The following is a 2,552-nucleotide window of genomic DNA, read 5'->3' as shown; positions in this document are numbered from 1 at the left end:
TGGAACCATTCGAAACAACACAGCTCTAAAACCTCGTAGGTCATTTTTCTCTACCAGATTTCGTAATCGCGCTATTCATCTCAGCCTGACTTCAGCTTCAAAATGATTTCATTTTTATGTTTATTATACCTTAAAAAGCCTTATATAACAACGTTTTAACAAATAGAGCTGTCGCTATATCGAAAAAATTTTAGAAATCTTTTTCCAATCAACTTACCTTCTCACCTATCAGATAGCTTATAACCTACTCTCTAACAAAATGATTCTTCCACTCAACTTCATGTAGAAACTACTAAATACTAAAAGATAGTCTTGAAATAACTCAAGACTATCTATACTTATTACCAAATTACTAGTTATTGTAAGGCATCAAAATGTAATCCTTATCCAAAATAAATTGTTGAATACCTTTAATCTTTCTAGGTTCCAAAAATAATACATCAGCTTGTAATAACTTTGTATATTCCAAGATTTGATAAATTTCATCATTAGAAAAATACGACAAACTATTGACGAACACCAAAATTCTCTTTTTAACTAAATATTTGAAAATCTGTAAAATCTCAAATATTTTTTCAAAAACCGTACAAGACGTAGTTTCGATTCTGATACCTAACGATTTAATTAGTTCTAAAAGTGTAATCTCATCATACTCTATATCTAGTTCATTTTCTAAACACTCTGCCATGATAATATCAGTAATTAATGATACCAAAGAATCTATTTCTGATCTAACTTCTGGTTTATCATTCAACTGGCTTACAATATCTGTGTGAAGCAACTTTAATACCTGAGAAGTATTAATATCGTAACCTAAAATATCTGTTATTAAAAGCAATTCAGAGGACTTTATACTCCTTATTTTACTATCAAATATTGTTAAATTCGATTGTTCATCATACTGATAGAATTCCTTAACTATTTGAGCAAACACACTCACATCCTCAATTACGAGAACTGTCCCCTGGCTAATCTCCATAGGCTCATCCAAAAGCGAAAAATTAATCTTCATCACAATAATCTTCTCCTAAGAACACTAACCTTTCGTCTGAATTGGCAACACTGGTGTTCTTATCTCCGTACAAATAAATCATACGAGCAAATTGCTTTTCAGTAACTGTTAATATTGTTATATTTCCTTTTTTAGGATTATTAGCCTTAAGTCGTCCAATCATTGCTGTATTTGCGGTATTGTTTAACAAAAGTTTACTATAAACCGAATACTGGTGCATAATAAAACCTTCACTTAATAGAAACTTCCTAAACTTACGATACGCTTTCCTCTCTTCAGCAGTATCTGTTGGCATATCGAACATTAATATCATTCGCATATATCTGTAACTCATATTCTAAATTCAGGAATTCCCTCACCTAACTGATTTAACACTTTTATAACTTTTTTTGTATAATCACTAACAATGTTTGATAAATACATCTCTTTTCCATTGTAGAGATAGGTTTCTGAAAAAATCGAAAAGAGTTCTTTCTTGATTTTGACAAAATTCTTATGTCGATTTTGATAAACAATTCTATCTATAATTGGTCTAAATGGTTCCATAATATCACTAGCAAGGTTAAATTGATTAAACTGATTAGCATGCTTTAAACCAATTTGTGTCATACAACCACAGACGACAACCTCACGTGCAAACATACTCAATAATAAAGTATAACCATAATCTAGCGCTGCATTGATATCATTATCACTTTCCCTAGTAAAGTCATTACCGAAAAGTGTATTAAAATAAATTCTGGCAGAGTGACCCTCACGATTACTAGGATCAAACTGTTCTAAACCATGATATAACTCCATAATTGATTGAGATTTCTCAAAGAAAGAACATTCTCCCAAATAGTATGATTGATTCAATATCTTTTGTGCAATAATAGCAGTCCATACTTCACATTTTACATCTTCTTTCCAAGAAATTTGTCTAGCTATTTGTAGACTAGAATCATGACGCGCATAATACGGTGTAACAAAAGCTGTCGGCAATCGTTTATCATCACAGAAAATAACAAGAATATTTTCATCAACTAATCTCTTCACTAACATTGTAGTCAGTACAATATCAGTAGTTTCCAATAAAAGTATATCAATCTCAGAAAGATGAATCATCTCAGTTTTATATGAGTTTCTAAAAATAAGATGATTATTCTTATATGACAGTTTAGAATGTGTGTTTACGACTATAGTTCTCCAACCCGCCATTAATCCTCTCCTAGTTTGCCAAGGTCGATTCGTGTTTCATAGAGACCTGTAACAGATTGATGAATAAGTGTAGCATCTTTTAATAAGGATGATGGGGTATAATCTCTATACCTTGGAATTTTAACACCTAAAAAGTCAAAATCAGCAGCACCTCCTCGAGAGGTTAATTCAAATAGTCCCTTTCTTTCACTTCCGGTAGGTCCTATAAAACTACTACAGAGTTCATCTATACTATGATTTTGCCATGATTGAAAGGCAGATTTTAAGAGTTCACCATTCTTTTTAGCTCCAACATAATTCTCATTAAATTCCCTAATTGTCAAGTCAAGTGCAACAAAGA

4 protein-coding genes are annotated in these 2,552 nt (G+C 31.5%); all 4 read right to left on the bottom strand.

Features of this window, described 5'->3' with window-relative positions:
* Positions 1-352 precede the first annotated feature (352 nt).
* Positions 353-1,012, bottom strand: coding sequence for a type II-A CRISPR-associated protein Csn2 (gene csn2 / locus HMPREF2877_RS09160; protein ID WP_045772202.1), 660 nt, complete (start codon positions 1,010-1,012; stop codon positions 353-355).
* Positions 1,002-1,346 carry a CRISPR-associated endonuclease Cas2 gene (cas2, locus tag HMPREF2877_RS09155; RefSeq protein WP_045772201.1) on the bottom strand — a complete coding sequence of 115 codons (345 nt, stop codon included), beginning with the start codon at positions 1,344-1,346 and terminating at the stop codon, positions 1,002-1,004. Before cas2 ends, csn2 begins: the two co-directional genes overlap by 11 nt.
* Positions 1,343-2,212 carry a type II CRISPR-associated endonuclease Cas1 gene (gene cas1 / locus HMPREF2877_RS09150; protein WP_045772200.1) on the bottom strand — a complete coding sequence of 290 codons (870 nt, stop codon included), beginning with the start codon at positions 2,210-2,212 and terminating at the stop codon, positions 1,343-1,345. The genes cas2 and cas1 overlap by 4 nt, the downstream gene beginning before the upstream one ends.
* The coding region (locus HMPREF2877_RS09145) for a hypothetical protein (RefSeq protein ID WP_141751055.1) at positions 2,212-2,552 on the bottom strand (341 nt) is incomplete at its 5' end. The genes cas1 and HMPREF2877_RS09145, both read right to left, overlap by 1 nt.

Source organism: Streptococcus sp. HMSC072D03, from assembly GCF_001812855.1.
Lineage (GTDB): Bacteria > Bacillota > Bacilli > Lactobacillales > Streptococcaceae > Streptococcus > Streptococcus salivarius_D.
The sequence above is the reverse complement of the archived record's forward strand: the minus strand, read 5'-3'. Positions and strand labels throughout refer to the sequence as shown.

Excerpts from the sequence above, each read along its gene's own strand:
- cas2 (WP_045772201.1), bottom strand. The coding sequence starts at position 1,346 with ATGAGTTACAGATATATGCGAATGATATTAATGTTCGATATGCCAACA.
- csn2 (WP_045772202.1), bottom strand. The coding sequence starts at position 1,012 with ATGAAGATTAATTTTTCGCTTTTGGATGAGCCTATGGAGATTAGCCAG.
- cas1 (WP_045772200.1), bottom strand. The coding sequence starts at position 2,212 with ATGGCGGGTTGGAGAACTATAGTCGTAAACACACATTCTAAACTGTCA.